The 14,441-nt window shown below is 67.1% G+C and carries 9 protein-coding genes and 2 tRNA genes; 5 read left to right on the top strand and 6 right to left on the bottom strand.

Annotation, left to right across the window (positions count from 1 at the left end; all coding sequences use genetic code 11):
• The 5 genes from VGR06_RS12975 to VGR06_RS12955 form a co-directional block, all read right to left on the bottom strand.
• On the bottom strand, nucleotides 1–2,330 hold a 2,330-nt coding region (locus VGR06_RS12975), incomplete at its 3' end, for a hypothetical protein (protein WP_327559291.1).
• A complete protein-coding gene (locus VGR06_RS12970) occupies nucleotides 2,311–4,026 on the bottom strand; it encodes a hypothetical protein (RefSeq protein ID WP_327559290.1) in 1,716 nt (571 codons plus the stop codon). The genes VGR06_RS12970 and VGR06_RS12975, both read right to left, overlap by 20 nt.
• Nucleotides 4,023–5,822, bottom strand: a complete 1,800-nt coding sequence (locus VGR06_RS12965; RefSeq protein WP_327559289.1) for a hypothetical protein — start codon at nucleotides 5,820–5,822, stop codon at nucleotides 4,023–4,025. Before VGR06_RS12965 ends, VGR06_RS12970 begins: the two co-directional genes overlap by 4 nt.
• On the bottom strand, nucleotides 5,819–6,694 hold the full coding sequence (locus VGR06_RS12960; RefSeq protein ID WP_327559288.1) for a helix-turn-helix transcriptional regulator: 876 nt from the start codon (nucleotides 6,692–6,694) through the stop codon (nucleotides 5,819–5,821). Before VGR06_RS12960 ends, VGR06_RS12965 begins: the two co-directional genes overlap by 4 nt.
• Nucleotides 6,695–7,209: 515 nt before the next feature.
• Nucleotides 7,210–7,282 (bottom strand) — tRNA-Lys (locus tag VGR06_RS12955).
• 254 nt (nucleotides 7,283–7,536) lie between these two features.
• Here VGR06_RS12955 and VGR06_RS12950 point away from each other — a divergent pair.
• From VGR06_RS12950 to VGR06_RS12940, 3 genes are all read left to right on the top strand, one after another.
• Nucleotides 7,537–8,619, top strand: a complete 1,083-nt coding sequence (locus VGR06_RS12950; RefSeq protein ID WP_327559287.1) for a L,D-transpeptidase — start codon at nucleotides 7,537–7,539, stop codon at nucleotides 8,617–8,619.
• Between the two features lie 75 nt (nucleotides 8,620–8,694).
• Nucleotides 8,695–8,770 (top strand) — tRNA-His (locus tag VGR06_RS12945).
• Between the two features lie 160 nt (nucleotides 8,771–8,930).
• A complete protein-coding gene (locus VGR06_RS12940; protein ID WP_327559286.1) occupies nucleotides 8,931–10,541 on the top strand; it encodes a hypothetical protein in 1,611 nt (536 codons plus the stop codon).
• A gap of 40 nt (nucleotides 10,542–10,581) precedes the next feature.
• On the opposite strand, the gene orn is transcribed toward VGR06_RS12940, so the two are convergent.
• Complete coding sequence (gene orn / locus VGR06_RS12935) at nucleotides 10,582–11,193, bottom strand: oligoribonuclease (RefSeq protein WP_327559285.1); 612 nt, start codon at nucleotides 11,191–11,193, stop codon at nucleotides 10,582–10,584.
• A gap of 110 nt (nucleotides 11,194–11,303) precedes the next feature.
• Between orn and VGR06_RS12930 the strand changes: the two genes are divergently transcribed.
• Both VGR06_RS12930 and VGR06_RS12925 read left to right on the top strand, forming a co-directional pair.
• Nucleotides 11,304–12,827, top strand: a complete 1,524-nt coding sequence (locus tag VGR06_RS12930; RefSeq protein WP_327559284.1) for a helicase HerA-like domain-containing protein — start codon at nucleotides 11,304–11,306, stop codon at nucleotides 12,825–12,827.
• A 49-nt stretch (nucleotides 12,828–12,876) separates the two neighbouring features.
• The gene (locus VGR06_RS12925) at nucleotides 12,877–14,352 is read left to right on the top strand and encodes a glutamate--cysteine ligase (RefSeq protein ID WP_327559283.1); all 1,476 of its coding nucleotides are present in this window, start codon (nucleotides 12,877–12,879) and stop codon (nucleotides 14,350–14,352) included.
• Nucleotides 14,353–14,441: the final 89 nt, after the last annotated feature.

Here is a 14,441-nt window from a genome sequence, read left to right as displayed (position 1 = left end):
TCTTCCAGCGGGGCGTAGCGGCGCCACAGAAGAGGCTGGCCCGGCCGCGGCACGCATTCGTACCAACGTGGATCCTCTCCCACGGCGAACGCGGGCAGCAGATGGCGCATCCCGATGCTGGCGAGATCTTCGGGCGGCACCTCGGTTGCCCCGGGAAGCCAGTCCGCGACCATATCAGACAGGGCGAGCAGAAAAGCAACGGCACACGGATTGGTCGGCGCCAGGAGGATCTCGCCAGTTTCTGGATCCGTCACGGAATCGCACAACAGCAGCCGTTCGTACTCTGCTTCGAACTGGCTTCCGGCCGAGAGAGATTGCAGGAGCGACACGTAGGCGTCGCAGTAGCGCTCGGCTTCGGCGCGCGCCGTGCCCGCGCCCACTGCGTGTACGGATCCGACGTCGTGCAGGGCCGCGAACAATTCGGTTCTGCTGCGTATGAACTCCTGCAGCTTGCCCCCGTCGAGGCGGTCCAAGCGGAGGCGCTCCAGCCTGCTGTCAGGTTCCACACGCAGCCCGGCGCTGGTCCGGACAATCTCGAATGCGAGGGTTGCCGGCATATCCAGGATCTGTTTCTCCACCGCGAGACCGCTAGCCGCGCCGAGGTCCTGGTCCTCGAGGAAGTATGCCTCGCTCCCCGGGAACTGGATCACTCCCCGGCTGCCCGGCACGCTGAATCGGGGATCCCTCATCCGCTCTGCCGCGCCGAGCTTGGCGAGGTCGAGAACGGCGTGGGGAACCGACCGCGCGATACGCACCGGAGTCGGAGATTCGCCATCGCCATCGTCATCTGCCGCGTCATCTGCCGCGTCCGCTCCGGGGCTGGCGACGATGGCGACCGGGCTGTCGGGTTCCTCCTCCTTGTTGGGATCTTCGGTGGCGTCGGCGGGCCGGTCACCAGGGGCAGAACCTCCGGGCGGAGACCAGCGGATGGGCCCGTCGATGACCGTGCCGCCGACGACAAGCAGGGGAAGGATGTGCGTCTCGCCGTCCAGGTGTGCTTCAGTCTCGGCTGGCTGCCGGGCTGCCTCGTCTTCGCCACGGATCTCGGGGTAGCCGACGACAACGCCTTCCGGGGACATGGCGATCACATCCGAGTCACCCTCGCAGCGGAAGACCCGGTTGTGGATGTCGAGGTCAAGGCGGGACTCGATCGGAAACCAGGTTCCCTGCCCCCGGTAGACAGCGAGGCGAATCTCGCTGCCAGTGCGTGGCAGGCGCAGCGTGCCGAAGCGCCATCCAGTGTGCCCAGCGGGAACGGTGACGGACTGGCGTTGGAGATCGACTGGGAGGACCTGAGCAGACTCGCCTGCCCAGATGAGTTCAGCGGTCTCGGAGGCGGCTTCGGCACCTCGGATCCCTACGGTGAAGCGGTCTCCTTCCGGCAGCCAAACAGCCGCCGCGCTGTCCCGTGTCCGCGCAGCGGCGCCGCCGACAACGAGAGGACGCGCGAAGTCAAGATCAGGCCTGCGTGAAGCCTCAGTCCCGAGGAACAGGTCCAGGGAGAGAGCGGAGAAGTCCAGCCCGAATGGGCGGCGGGCGGTTAGTACTCTCTCCGAGGTGTACGGGTCGCGTACCGTGCGGTTCAGCTCGGACCGGAGGTCGCGCCCCGGGGAGAGCCTTGCGGTGAGCCAGCTTCGCCACCGGGCCGATAGGGCGAGCCGCCGAGGCGCAGACTGCGGCATGATCTGCGGATCGGGCAGGTAACACGGCAATTCGGCCAACGCGCTGCCCAGCACCTCGTAGTCGGAGGTAGAGGCCACTTCGGCGAGTTCGGCAAGCACACCCAAGATGCGGGCGTCGTGCGGAACGCGGTCGTACCTCACTAGGTCGTCGGCGACAGCGGCAAGCACGGGGTCCGCTCCGGCACCGCCCACAGCAGCCTGGAGGGCGTTGGACCAGTCAAGTGCGCTCAGGCGGCGGCCGTCGCGGGCTGCGGTGCGGACGGTCTCGATCGGATCAGCGTCCAGAATCAGCAGCGCCGTCGGTGATGTGCTGGCGCTGCGGGCTGCGAACTCATCGCGCAGCAGGGCGGCGAAACCGGCCGACCCAGCGTTGCGGCCTGGTGCACCGACCAGGTAGGGGACCAACAGAGTGCGGCCCGCTCTGATGCCCTCGAGGTCGAACTTTCCATGTGGCGTGCTGACAGTGACCGTGTCCGTGTCTGTGGCATTGGTCCACAGGCCGTCGAAAACCTGCTGCGGGGTAAGGCCGTACCAGCTGGGAAGGTGCAGGCGTTCGTGGCTGCGCCAGTTGGCTGCCTCCTCGAGGATGGCCTGCGCGGCGATAGCGGCAGCGCGGGTGAGGTGGTGGTCAGTGGGTGTCGTGGACATATGCGGCCTCGCCGGCGTCGGAGTATCGAATCAGGAGTCCCAGCCGTTCGAGCGAGTCGGCAAGCCGGTCCTTCTCGAGCTCGTGCTGGGGTGCGAGCCCGTATTTCCGAAGGCCGAGCAGGAAGTCGCCGAACGGCAACGTGCGTCTGGCGCAGACGATGCGGACCAGCAGCACCAGCATCGCTTCGTCGATCTCGTAGAAGGTGTACGGCCCGTTGCGGCCAAGCAAACGGCCGACCGGGTCGGCCGCAAGCAACTGGTTGACGATGTCCCGCGACTGGTGGCGCAGGTCCTTGCCCCGCATGAGCAGCACGTCCTGCCGAAGGGCGTGTGCGCCGGGCTCCGGCGCAGCCGCGTCCCACAGTTCGTGTGCGTCCGCCGACGGGCGGTGGCTGGCGTGGTGCAGCACGGCAGCTGCGGCGCATCCGGCATTGAACTGGGAACGCAGGTCGCTGTCCACCCTGAGCGCGCCGGCCAGGCCGGCGAGATCGCGCTGCTGCGGTTCGGGACCACCGAGCGCATGCCAGATTCGGGTGGCGAGGTTGACGGTGACCAGCGTGGCCGGCAACGCGAGCAGCCGCATCCCGTCCAACTCGGAATAGGACGTGTGGCAGGGATCGCGGAGGCTAACCGGCTGGAAGGCACCCGTCCCCAGCCGGAACCTGATCGAGCCGGCAAGCGGGCAGCCCAGCAGTCCCGCCGAACAGCAGCCGACCGGCTGTTCGGCGGGTGGCGACAGATCACCGGCGGCGGCGATGACATGATCCAGCTGCAACCCGCGCACCAGCGCAAGACGGTAAAACAAGACAGTCACGTGCAGGCTGACCAGTAGTGTCACCCACTCGACCGCATCGGTTCTCGACAGTTTGCTGTCCAACACAGTGCGGAGATCGTCGGCGAACTGGGACAGCGCAGGCTGGCAGAACGCTCCCGCCGCGAAATCGTCATCGAGCTGCGTCCGGTAGCGAGACACGAGATGATCCGCATTTGCGGTGGCCCGTCCCGACCCGCCGATATCCCGTGCGCGGTCAAGAAAGAGGATGTCCAAGCGGTTCAGCGCACTGTCGTCGTTAAGCAGGTCGAACAACCTCTGAATCAGAGCTTTGTCGGGACTCTGGCCGTTCCACAACAGGAACGGCAGCAGAACCCCGCTGAACAGCCGGTAGCCGGCTGGTGCCGATTTCCCGCTGCCCATGCTTGTCTTGCTGTGGCGGAAGGCGTGCACGAGATCGGTATGCATAGGCAGCAGGACCCGAGCGTCCCTTGTACGGGAGAAAAAGCGAGCGTTCAGGGCCTTTCCGATAATCTGGGCCGCGTTGGGATCCCGCAGAACCGGCACAAGGCTACCCTCAAGGCCATTCAGCAGTTCGGCGTCCAGCGCACGCCCCGTGCCGTTATCCGGCATCGCATCCTGGAGCATTCTCCACAGGAGCTTCTCCCGGACGTCGGCACGTGGCACGGTCGGCAGCGCGCCCTCGGTGCCCAGCAACTCTTCGCGCTCCCCCTCCAACCGCCACGGCGGCTCTCCTGGCAAGGGGTCATTGCGCGCGGGCAGGCGAACTGGACGTCCCGCGACTGTGAGACGGTCGTCCGAGTCTAGATCCACACGCACGCCTGTGCGCTTGCTGACGATTGCCAGGGCTGAACGCACCTCACCGAGGTCGATGATCTTCGGTTTGCGGGTCGGCTTTGTCATGACGGATAAACCTCGCTCGCTCGCAGGGTCTCCTTGCCCAAGAGGGATTGGCGGGCGATCCGGAAAGCCCTGCCCGACTCCAGGTCCGACACGAGCAGAGGGCGGCTTGGGTCGGTGGATCCGAGCCTCCCAATCTCCTCGAGTGCGCGCCGAAGCCCGTGGAACCGCTCAAGGTCAACCGAACTGGCCACGGCTCCGTTCCGTGCCTGTTGCAGCAGCGTCCATAGTGGGTAGGTGATCTGCACGGCCTGTCCTCCCAGGTCGACGTGCAGTCCCAGCGGCCGGTAGCTAACTGCACGGGAACCAATACCATTGGACCGCCACGCCGGATCCCGTCTGATCCCTAAGCACATTTCCGTGGCCGTATCGTCGAGAAGCGAGGCCTTCACCAGCACAGCTGTCTCTCCTTCTGCGCTGTCAGTGGGGAAGAAGGTCTCCGGGCCGACGCTCAGACCGAACGCGCGCGCCAGCCCATCTGCCAGGGTGTCCCGCATCTCCAGCAGTTCGTCGTCCACTATCTCGCGTTCGACTGCGGCGAGGATCCTGCGGAACTCGTCGACGGACGACTCGTCCTCGTCTCGCAAATAGCCACCTAGCCACGCAGCACGCGCCAGGTAACGGCCGGACAATTCCAGGCGCCCTTGCTCTACAGCCTGAGCCAGGCGCTCCACTGCCAACCGCGTACCGGGCCGGTCGGACCCGATCCAGTCGCGCAGCCGGCGCGCGTCCTCCGGCGGAGAGATTCCTGCGCTAGCGATGATGTCATGCGCCTGGGATGACGGGGTGAAGGACTCGTCCAAGCGGGCGACGCGCACGGCGAGATCTCCGTCAGGATGGTCTAGGGGCCGAGCTACGACGAGACCGTCCAGTAGCTGTTCTGCAGCGTCGCCGCCGCCTTTCGAAGCGAGCGAGGCGGCCTCGTCGCAAGGGTCGTTTCTGCGGGCTGAGGCCCCGAGTGCCAGACCGGCCAGGAAGTCCCACAGGTCGCGCGGGGCGATTTCCCTGCCGCGCTTGAGCGCGACGGTGCCGAGGGTGCGGTCGAGGACGTCAACGGCCGTCGGCGAGCTGATGATCTCCAGGTTCGCGCGGGGATAGCACCATTCCCTCACCAAGCACGTCTCGCAGCGTTCGGCGCCGCGGAGCAGCCCGTCGGGCTTCGCTGGATCCAGAGATTCCAGCATCGGGCGAAGCAGCGAGCCTGGAGAGCCGGCTGTCGGCCGGTGGTCGAGGTTGACCACCAGAACAGCGTCTTCCAGCCAGTCTGGCCGGCTCCCCACGGACTTCGCGCCAGGAACACCGAGGCGTTCCAGCAAGTATTCCTTGAGAGCACTGAGGGGATGTCCGCCCGGCCGACGCTCGGCATCGGAGAAGAACTTCAAGACCATGCCGGTGTTCATTGCGATCAGCCGAGTTGGCCCGCCCGGCCGTTGGCTGCCGTCGGCGAACGGAGCGAAGAAGCCGAGTAACCGGTCGGCCTGCTCGGTGTCTGGGGACTCCGCGTGCGTGGCGTCGGTGATGGTTTGGCCGAGTTGGCCGCCGCAACGCTCATGCAGAACTTGGATCAGATGGCTCTTGCCGCTGCCCGCGGAACCGCTGAGCACCACTAGATCTGGGGGCTGCGGTGCCTCGAGCAGTGCAGCGATGCGCTCCTCTGAGGCACTGCGGACATAGGCACGCTGCTGCAGTTCGCTCAGCCGCCCGGCGCTGACCACCGCGCCGGGCGAGGAAGCACGCATGTCGCGGAGTTCCGCCAGCGGACTGGTCAGGGTCCGGTCGAATGGCTCAGGCTGTGTCACAGTTCAGCTCCGCTCTCAAGACCGAAGGTCTCCTCGGCGTAGATGTCGAGGGTTCGCTCCTCGCCGAGCCGCCGGATCGCCAGCCAGAGCGGCACGCCCAGTTCCCGGGCGAGCGCGCCGGCAATATCGGTTCCACCGACAGCCCAAGAATCTCGTCTGGCCATGACACGCCGCGCGACGCGATCGAGCAGCCCCGGGGGAGCCAGCAGCCAGCACGCCAGATCGGTGGCGGTATCCTCTTGTGGTTCAGTTCGCCGGGGATAGGCGCAGGCATGCGAGTTCAGCGCGACATGTGCGACGGCATGTGCAACCAAGAAGCGGAAACTCACTGGCTGGTCCGGTTCATCGGCGACGGCAATCGCATTACGTTCGATGAACTCAACGGCGCAACCGCCAGTAGCACGTCTCCGTGTAACGCGGAGTCCGACATGTCCCGTCAGGGCCTGCAGCTCAATCCTGTCCGATCTCTCCGCTCCGGCATCCCTGAGGAGCACGGCGCCGACTTCTCCCAAATGGATCTGGCGCACAAGCGGCAGCGTGCGGCTCAACGCGTCAACCCGAAATGCCGAATGCCAGCGCGCCAGTTCCAACTCAGCATGCGGCGGCAAGCATCGTGCTGCTGCCCATATCGAATGGTCATTGGTCGTCGCCACAATACGGTCCAGGACGTCCCGCCTGACAGACGAGCGCTCGCCGCTTTCGATCCGGCTGAGATGACTGGTGGTCACACCAATCCGGCGGGCCAACTCGGACATCGACAGGCCGCATGCGTCCCGTGCACGGCGGACCGAACTGGCCAGGTCGTGCCCGCTGGCCACGCTGAAGGGACGGGCGACACTGCGCTGCGACGGTTCCGCTGCGTTGAGAGTCACGGACACAAGTATTCACCGAATCGCCTCAGTCGAGGCAGGCGGCTGTGTTGCTCGTTGCGCAAAAGGCAAATTGTGTCAGTCCGTAGTCGAATGACTACCTAGGGTCAGAGTGTGCTGCAGGTGCACGCCACCCGCAAGCCCCCGGCCACACGCCGTCGTGTCACAGGCCGGCAGGTGTGGGTATAACTACTGGGTGCGCCAAGATCCAACCGTCGAAGTTAGCGTGGTCCGAGTGGGGGACGAGCAGTGATGACCAGCGACGAGCCGAGAAACCGCTTGTCATGAGGTCGCAGTCCTGTTGGAGTGCCCCGGCAGGACTCGAACCTGCGCTTGTTCAGCGCGGCATCTCGCGAGTGAGCGAGCCTGGATGTCGATCTTCATTCCGTCCCGGGTTCCGCCTAGGAGACGCCACGGAGACGCCATCAGACCGAAGTGGACGGTCCGGGAAGTTCCCAGAGATTGCCTGAAACGGCAAAACCGCAGGTCAACTGTGATGTTGGCCTGCGGTTTGCGGGTGCGCCGCCAGGGACTCGAACCCCGAACCCGCTGGTTAAGAGCCAGCTGCTCTGCCAGTTGAGCTAGCGGCGCCCTCTGGACGGCGGAACCGTAGCACAGGGGAGGGGTGGGGTTGAAATCGGATAGGGGTGTGGGTACGGCAGGATGGTGGGCGGTACGGACTACCGGTGAGAGCAGATCGGACGAGTGGGATGACCGTGGGGATCGGCGCCGTTACGTCTGGTTGGGCGCGTGTGTGGTTGGGGGTGGTCGGGGTGCTCGTCGCGGGGTGTACGAGTGCGCCGGCGCAGGGGTCGGGGGGTGGTGGGGCTCCGAGTAGTTCGAGTGTGGCGTCGTCGAGTGCGGTGCCGGCGCGGACGGCTGTGGTGTTGGCGTTGGTGCCGCAGAACGGGGTGGGGGATGTGGCGCCGGGGGAGCCGGTGACGGTGGGGGCTACCGGGGGGAAGGTGACCGAGGTCGTGGTGACCGGGGCGGACGGGCGGGTGGTGGCGGGGCAGCTCGCCGCGGACGGGAGTTCCTGGCGGTCGACGGAGGCGTTGGGGTACGGGAAGTCGTATACGACGAAGGCGACCGGGGAGGGGACGGACGGCAAGGCGATGACGGTGACGTCGACGTTCGCCACCGCGAAGCCGCGGCGGCAGGTGGGGCTGTCGATGAATCCGTTGGACGGGCAGACGGTGGGGGTGGGGCAGCCGTTGGCCTTCTACTTCGACACGGCGGTGGATCGCGCGGCGGCGCAGCGGGCCATTCAGATCACCACCTCGCCGGCGACGGAGGGTGGGTTCTACTGGTTCAGTGACCGGGAGGTGCACTGGCGGCCGCGGGATTACTGGAAGACGGGGACGACGGTCACGATCAACGCGGCGATGTACGGGAAGAGCCTGGGGAACGGGCTGTACGGGCGGGAGGACCGGCACGCCACGGTCGCGATCGGGAACTCGGTGATCGCGCTGGCGGACGGGGCGGCGCACCAGATGACCGTGTCGATCAACGGGGTGGTGGCGCGGACGATTCCGATCTCGATGGGGAAGAAGGGGCACGAGACGCCGCACGGCACCTATGTGCTGATGAGTGAGCACACGAACTACGTGATGGACTCGTCGACGTACGGGGTGCCGGTCGACTCGCCGCAGGGGTACCGGACCAAGATCGCTTACGCGAGCCGGATGTCGAACAGCGGGGTGTTCTACCACTCGGCGCCGTGGTCGGTGCGGCAGCAGGGGCACAGCAACGTCAGCCACGGCTGCCTCAACATGTCCACCGAGAACGCCGCGTGGATGCAGAGCATCGCGCAGAAGGGCGACGTCGTGATCGTGCAGAACAGCGGCGGGCCCAACCTCGAGGTATGGGACGGCCTCGGCGACTGGCAGCTCACCTGGGAGCAGTGGCAGACCGGGGGCAAGACCTAACCCAATTCAGCGCGTGAACGGCGCACGCTACGATGTGCGCGCATGCGCGTGAAGTAACGTGTATTTGCAGGCATGGTGGGTGTAGCTCAGCTGGTAGAGCACCTGGTTGTGGTCCAGGATGTCGCGGGTTCGAGTCCCGTCACTCACCCCAATCCCTAACGGGGCTGCGCCCCAGCCCGACGAGGCATGTCTGGGTCGGTTTGGCGGTGGCGGCTCCGGTCGGCGGGGTGACGGTGCCCGAGGGCCCGTTGTGGTACCGCTGGTTGGCGGTGGTTGGCTCGGTGAGCCGCCCGTTCCGACCGGAGCCTGTCATGACGTTACCGCGCACGGTGTCTGAGGTGTTGTCCGAGCACGTCAGGTTCGAAATCGAGTGCATCGACCGGATGTATCTCAACGTGTACGTGCCGCAGTTGCAGCACACCGGCGGGTTGTTGGGCTATGTGCATCGGCAGTTGGGGTTGCCGATTGCCTCGACCGCTCCGCTGGCCAAGATCACCGACAGGTTCAGCGACGCGGTTCGCCGCTTCGCTCGTGATCGGCGGGTGCCGTGGGTGGATTTCGTCAAGGGGCAGCGCAAGGACGATGTGATGCAGGAGTACCTGGCCGGTTTCCCCGGGACTGAGGGGGTGGTGTTCATCGGGCGGGCGCAGGAGAAGACCCGGCTGTTTCGCACCGAGAAGCGCCGCGACACCGCGGGCAACTCCTATCCGTGGATCGTCAAGACCACGGGCCTGGTCAACCAGTTCTACTTCTACTGTGTCGACGCCGAGTTCGGTCCGTTCTTTCTGAAGTTCTGCTCCTACTTTCCCTACAACGCCAAGCTGTGTCTCAACGGTCACCACTGGGCGCAGCGGCAGGCCACCCGGGCGGGGATCGGCTTCACCGCCCTGGACAACGCCTTCGCCGCGGTCGACGACCCCGCTGCGGTGCAGGCCGTCTGCGACCAGTTGGGACCCGACAAGATCGACGCGCTGCTGCGCAAGTGGCTGGCGATCCTGCCGCACCCGTTCAGTCCCGCTGACCGGGCCGCCGGCTACCGCTATGACTTGTCCATGCTGCAGGTCGAGTTCTCCCTGACCCAGATGCTCGACCGGCCTGTGTCGGGGCGGATCTTCTTCGAGCAGGTCATCCGCGACAATCTCGACATCGGCCGCCCGGACCAGGTCAGCCTGGTCTTCAACCGGCGGCTGATGAGCAAGGGGCCCCGCGCCACCCCGGGCCGGTTTCGCACCCGGGTGATCACCGAAGGCGTCACCCCGAGCCTGCACGTGGACTACAAGCACGCCACGATCAAGCAGTACCACAAGGAAGGTAGGGCGCTGCGCACCGAAACCACCATTAACGACACCCGCGACTTCCGGATCGGGAAACGGCTGACCAATCTGCCCGCCCTGCGGGAGATCGGCTTCTCCGCCAACCGGCGCCTGCTCGGCGTCCAACAACTCAGCCACGACCCCACCCAAGGTGCCGCGGTGTTCGCCGCGGTCACCAACCCGATCCTCACCCCCACCGGCACCCGCATCGCCGGGCTGCGCTTCGCCGACCCCCGCGCCCACGCCCTGCTCAGCGCCCTGCTGGTCTTCCGGCTGCTGCCCCACGGGTTCCACAACCGCGACCTACGCAGCCTGCTCACCGAACTCCTCGGCCACCCACCCGGCCACATCTCCGCCGGACAGATCAGCTACGACCTCCGCCGGCTCCGCACCCACGGCTTGATCACCAGAATCCCGCACACCCACCGCTACCACGTCACCAACACCGGACTACACCACGCCCTGTTCCTCACCCGCACCCACGACCGGCTCCTGCGCACCGGCCTGGCCCACCTCACCGACCCCCAACCCGGCCCACTGCACAGCGCCAACCGCCACTACCAAACCGCCATCGACCACCTCACCCGACAATCCGGCCTGGCAACATGAAACTTGACCCGATCTTGCCGGCTTCGCTGGCCCAAGCCCTCTAGGCGGAGCCTCCATCGCGCAGGACGATGTCGGCGATGGCCTTGGCTTCTTCGCTGGAGGGGCCAGGGGCGGCGACGAACGCTGTGCGGCGGTAGTAGATCAGTTCGCGGATCGACTCCTTGATGTCGGCGAGGGCGCGGTGGGCGAGGCCCTTGTCGGGCTGGGCGTAGTAGATCCGGGGGTACCAGCGGCGGCACAGTTCCTTGATCGAGGACACGTCGACCATGCGGTAGTGCAGGTGGTTGTCCAGGGTGGGCATGTCGCGGGCGATGAAGCCGCGGTCGGTGGCGATGGAGTTGCCGCAGAGCGGGGCCGTTCTGGGCTCGGGGACGTGGGTGCGGACGTAGTCGAGGACCTGGCGTTCGGCTTCGTCGACGGTGACCGTGGAGCGGCGCACCTCCTCGGTGAGACCGGAGCGGGCGTGCATCTCGCGGACGACGTCCGGCATGCCGTCGAGGAGCGCGTCGTCGGCGTGGATGACGAGGTCGACGCCGTCGCCGAGGATGTTCAGGTCCGCGTCGGTGACCAGCGCGGCGATCTCGACCAGGGCGTCCTTGCCAAGATCGAGACCGGTCATCTCGCAATCGATCCACACCAGGTTGTCAGGCACCGGACGAGCTTAGCCGGACAGGCGCCCTGCCAGCGCGAACCCGCTCGGGCTGCGGATTCCGAAAGCGCGACTAGGCTTCCGCGCGAGGTGTCGAGTGAAAGGGAGTGCGCGTGACCGAGGTGAAGCCCAGCGCCGCCCAGGAGATCGCCGCCGGGTACGCGACGTCCGGCAGGGCGGTCGAGCTGGGCGCGGTCGTGGTCGGCGACCAGGCCGACAGCGCGGCTCGCGTGCGGATCCCGCTGTCGATGATCAACCGGCACGGGCTGGTGGCCGGCGCGACCGGCACCGGGAAGACCAAGACGTTGCAGCTCGTCGCCGAGCAGCTCGCCCTCGCCGGCGTGCCCGCGGTGCTGGCCGACATGAAGGGCGACCTCTCCGGGCTCTCCCGGCCGGGCACCGCGAACGACCGGATCACCCAGCGCGCCAAGGACACCGGCGACGACTGGCAGGCGACCCGCTTCCCGGTCCAGTTCGTGTCACTGGGCACCAGCGGCAACGCGGTCCCGATCCGCGCCTCGATCACCAGCTTCGGGCCGATCCTGCTGGCCAAGGTGCTCGGGCTGAACGACACCCAGGAGTCGACCCTCGGGCTGATCTTCCACTGGGCGGACAAGAAGGGCCTGCCGCTGCTGGACACCAAGGACCTGCGGGCGGTGATCACGCACCTGACCAGCGATGCCGGCAAGGCCGATCTGGAAGGCATCGGCGGGGTGTCCTCGGCGACGGCCGGGGTGATCCTCCGCGCGCTGTCGAACCTGGAGGCGCAGGGCGGCGAGGAGTTCTTCGGCGAGCCGGAGCTCGCGGTCGGCGACCTGATCCGGCAGGTGGACGGCAAGGGCGTGCTGACCCTGATCGAGCTGGCCAACCTCACCGCCAAGCCCGCGCTGTTCTCCACGTTCCTGATGTGGCTGCTGGCCGAGCTGTTCGAGGAGCTGCCCGAGGAGGGCGACGTCGAGCAGCCCAAGCTGGTGTTCTTCTTCGACGAGGCGCACCTGCTGTTCCACGACGCGTCGAAGGCGTTTCTCGACCGGATCGAGCAGACCGTGAAGCTCATCCGGTCCAAGGGCGTCGGCGTGTTCTTCTGCACCCAGCTCCCCACCGACATCCCGGGCGCCGTGCTCTCCCAGCTCGGTGCGCGCGTGCAGCACGCCCTGCGCGCGTTCACCCCGGAGGATCAGCAGGCGCTGGCGAAGACCGTCAAGACCTACCCGACCACGCCGCACTACGAGCTGGACAAGGCGCTCACCGGGCTCGGCACCGGCGAGGCGATCGTGACCGTGCTGTCCGAGAAGGGCGCGCCGACGCCGGTGGCCTGGACCCGGCTGCGTGCCCCGCGGTCGCTGATGGACACCATCGGCGACGAGGCGATCAAGCAGGCCGCGGAGTCCTCGGAGCTGCACGGGAAGTACGGGCAGACGGTGGACCGCGAGTCGGCCTACGAGCTGATGGCGAACAAGGCGCCGGCTCCGGAACAGGAGCAGGAGGCCGAACGGCCCGAGCCGGAGAAGGACGAGCCGGGGTTCATGGAGAAGGTGCTGGGCAACCCGGCGGTGAAGTCGTTCATGCGCTCCGCGGCCAGCGCGCTGGGCCGGGAGATCACGCGTGGCATGTTCGGCAACCGCCGGCGTCGCTGATCAACTCAACCCCTAGCGGGAACGCCGGTCAGCGTTCAGGCTTGTCCTCATGGGTAAGGACGTCGAGCAGACCGAGTTCACCCGGGCGGACCGGCAGCGGTTCCGGCAGAAGATCCGGCTCTGCCTGGACGTGTTCGCCCAGATGCTGTCCGAGTCGCGGTTCGACGTGGGGCCGATGGCCGGTCTGGAGATCGAGCTGAACCTGGTCGACGACGCGGGCGACCCGACCATGCGCAACGCCGCGGTGCTCGAGGCCATCGCCGACCCCGCGTTCCAGACCGAGCTCGGCCAGTTCAACATCGAGATCAACCTGCCGCCGCGCAAGCTCGGGCCGGGCGGGCTGCTCACCTTCGAGGAGGAGGTGCGCGACAGCCTCAACGCCGCGGAGTCGCACGCCAACACGGTGGACGCGCACATCGTCATGATCGGCATCCTGCCCACGTTGCGGCGCCGGCACATGAGCTGGGAGACGCTGTCCGCCAACCCGCGCTACACGCTGCTCAACGAGCAGATCTTCGCCGCCCGCGGGGAGGACCTGGAGATCAACATATCCGGCGGGGAGCGGCTGGTGACCACGGCCGACACGATCGCCCCGGAGAGCGCGTGCACCAGCGTGCAATACCACACGCAGGTGGCGCCGGAGTCGTTCGACCGGTACTGGAACGCCAGCCAGGCCGTCGCCGGGATCCAGATCGCCCTGGGCGCGAACTCGCCGTACCTGTTCGGCAAGCAGCTCTGGGCGGAGACCCGGATCGCGCTGTTCGAGCAGGCCACCGACACCCGGCCGGACGAGCTGAAGGCGCAGGGCGTGCGGCCACGCGTGTGGTTCGGCGACCGGTGGATCACCTCGATCTTCGACCTGTTCGAGGAGAACGTGCGGTACTACTCGGCGCTGCTGCCGCTGTGCGACGACGAGGACCCGGCCGAGGTGCTCGCCCACGGGGACACCCCGGAGCTCGGCGAGCTGCGGCTGCACAACGGCACGATCTACCGGTGGAACCGGCCGATCTACGACGTGGTGTACGGCCGGCCGCACCTGCGGGTGGAGAACCGGGTGCTGCCCGCCGGGCCAACCGTGGTGGACACGCTGGCGAACGGCGCGCTGTACTACGGGCTGGTGCGCGCCCTGGTGGACCAGGACCGTCCGGTGTGGACACAGATGAGCTTCTCCGCGGCGGAGGACAACTTCCACGCGGCGGCGAAGGGCGGCATCGACGCGCGGGTGTACTGGCCGGGAATCGGGGAGGTGCCGGTGACCGAGCTGGTGCTGCGCCGGCTTTTGCCGATGGCGCATGAGGGCCTCGACGCCTGGGGTGTCTCTGCGGAGGACCGCGACCGCCTGCTCGGTGTGATCGAGCAACGCTGCATCAGCGGCCGGAACGGCGCGAGCTGGCAGATCGACACGGTGCGCCGGCTCGAGGAGACCACGATGGTCAACCGCGAACGCGCGCTCCGCGAGATGACCCGCCGCTACGCCTCCCACATGCACACCAACGAACCCGTCCACACCTGGCCCGCGGTCTAGGGGATCCGGCGAGTCCCCGTTTCCAGCACGCGAGTCCCCGGTTCGAGCACCCGAGATTCCTGGTTCCGAACCGCGAATTCGCGGTCCTG

It is taken from the genome of Actinophytocola sp. (assembly GCF_036002505.1).
GTDB lineage: Bacteria > Actinomycetota > Actinomycetes > Mycobacteriales > Pseudonocardiaceae > DASYTH01.
This window is presented reverse-complemented; position numbering and strand designations above follow the sequence as displayed.

Excerpts from the sequence above, each read along its gene's own strand:
- VGR06_RS12940 (WP_327559286.1), top strand. The coding sequence starts at position 8,931 with ATGACGTTACCGCGCACGGTGTCTGAGGTGTTGTCCGAGCACGTCAGG.
- VGR06_RS12925 (WP_327559283.1), top strand. The coding sequence starts at position 12,877 with ATGGGTAAGGACGTCGAGCAGACCGAGTTCACCCGGGCGGACCGGCAG.
- VGR06_RS12970 (WP_327559290.1), bottom strand. The coding sequence starts at position 4,026 with ATGACAAAGCCGACCCGCAAACCGAAGATCATCGACCTCGGTGAGGTG.